This is a genomic window from Enterobacter sp. SECR19-1250 (genome assembly GCF_013391025.1).
Lineage (GTDB): Bacteria > Pseudomonadota > Gammaproteobacteria > Enterobacterales > Enterobacteriaceae > Enterobacter > Enterobacter cloacae.
Window position 1 is genome coordinate 1 of sequence record NZ_JACASJ010000263.1, and the last position, 1,246, is coordinate 1,246.

Genomic DNA, 1,246 nt, shown 5'->3' on the forward strand with positions numbered 1-1,246 from the left:
CGTGATCTGATCCTTCAACTCAGCAAAAGTTCGATTTATTCAACAAAGTCGATCTGATCCTTCAACTCAGCAAAAGTTCGATTTATTCAACAAAGTCAAGGCGGGACCATAAAAGCGATAACCGAACGCGTCAGCCCGCGCGTATTCCGGGTTGTCGCGCTGCCTGCGCCTACAGAGAAAGAGAAAACGCAGCTTTATTTCCAGCGTTATGTTCCGCACCTGCCCGCTGCCGGCGAAATCGTTATTTTTGACCGCAGCTGGTACAACCGCGCAGGCGTTGAACGGGTGATGGGGTTCTGCACGCCGGAACAGGTTGAAAAGTTTCTTGATGGCGCACCGGTGATGGAAAAAGCGATGGTCGATGCCGGGATCATTTTGCTGAAATACTGGCTTGAAGTGACGCCGAAAGAGCAGGAACGCAGGCTACGCGATCGCATCAACGATGGCCGCAAGATCTGGAAATTATCGCCTATGGATATTAAATCGTTCAATTTATGGGATGAATACACCGTAGCGCGGGATGCCATGTTTGCCTCCACGGACACTGCCTGGGCACCGTGGTTTGTGGCGCGCTCGGAAGATAAAAAACGCGTGCGGTTGAATATTATCTCCCATCTGCTTTCGCAGATCCCGTATAAAGAACTTCACGTTGAAAAAGTGGATTTACCGAAGCGAAAAATTGGCAAAGTCAAACCGACAAAATATCCTTTACGATATATTTCGGAGAAATTCTGATAAGCTGGAAGACGGATCGCATAATGAAGATTACCAGGGGAAACGGTATTGTTTTTTGTTGGCTGCGGTTGATAATGACCGCACCAACAAAGGAGGCTAAAAATGAAACCAAACCGAACAGAAAACTGCAGTGGCAGACCACCCCGGACAGAGAGAATACCGCGTCAGGCCTTGACTCCAGAGGAACGCAAACGCCAACACTATCAGGATCAGGAATTCATAAAAGCCATGAATGAATTTACTGCTAAAGCGGGATTATTATCAGATGACCCTTATTTTGGAGGGCTTTAATGTGCTTTCAGTTCGATGTTTATCGTAACCCCTCAGACAAAACGCGCGAATACCAGCCTTATTTTATGATAATTCAACATGACTATTATGATGACTTATCAACAAGACTGATTGTTCCTTTAAGCTATCATAATAACCTACATGGGCATTACAACGCCGCCACACCATTAAGGAAGGTGCGAATAAGCAGGTCATTTCTTCCCAAGCTGACTCGCTGATT

2 protein-coding genes and 1 pseudogene are annotated in these 1,246 nt (G+C 46.4%); all 3 read left to right on the forward strand.

Annotated elements, in window-relative coordinates:
- Nucleotides 1–96: 96 nt before the first annotated feature.
- Nucleotides 97–735, forward strand: a pseudogene (locus HX884_RS26470) (polyphosphate kinase 2); the annotation flags it as partial.
- Nucleotides 736–837: 102 nt separating this feature from the next.
- Entirely contained in the window at nt 838–1,026 is a 189-nt protein-coding gene (locus tag HX884_RS26475; protein WP_178329036.1) for a hypothetical protein, read from the forward strand.
- Nucleotides 1,026–1,244, forward strand: a complete 219-nt coding sequence (locus tag HX884_RS26480) for a CcdB family protein (protein ID WP_306173227.1) — start codon at nt 1,026–1,028, stop codon at nt 1,242–1,244. Before HX884_RS26475 ends, HX884_RS26480 begins: the two co-directional genes overlap by 1 nt.
- The last annotated feature ends 2 nt before the right edge of the window (nt 1,245–1,246 follow it).

Excerpts from the sequence above, each read along its gene's own strand:
- HX884_RS26475 (WP_178329036.1), top strand. The coding sequence starts at position 838 with ATGAAACCAAACCGAACAGAAAACTGCAGTGGCAGACCACCCCGGACA.
- HX884_RS26480 (WP_306173227.1), top strand. The coding sequence starts at position 1,026 with ATGTGCTTTCAGTTCGATGTTTATCGTAACCCCTCAGACAAAACGCGC.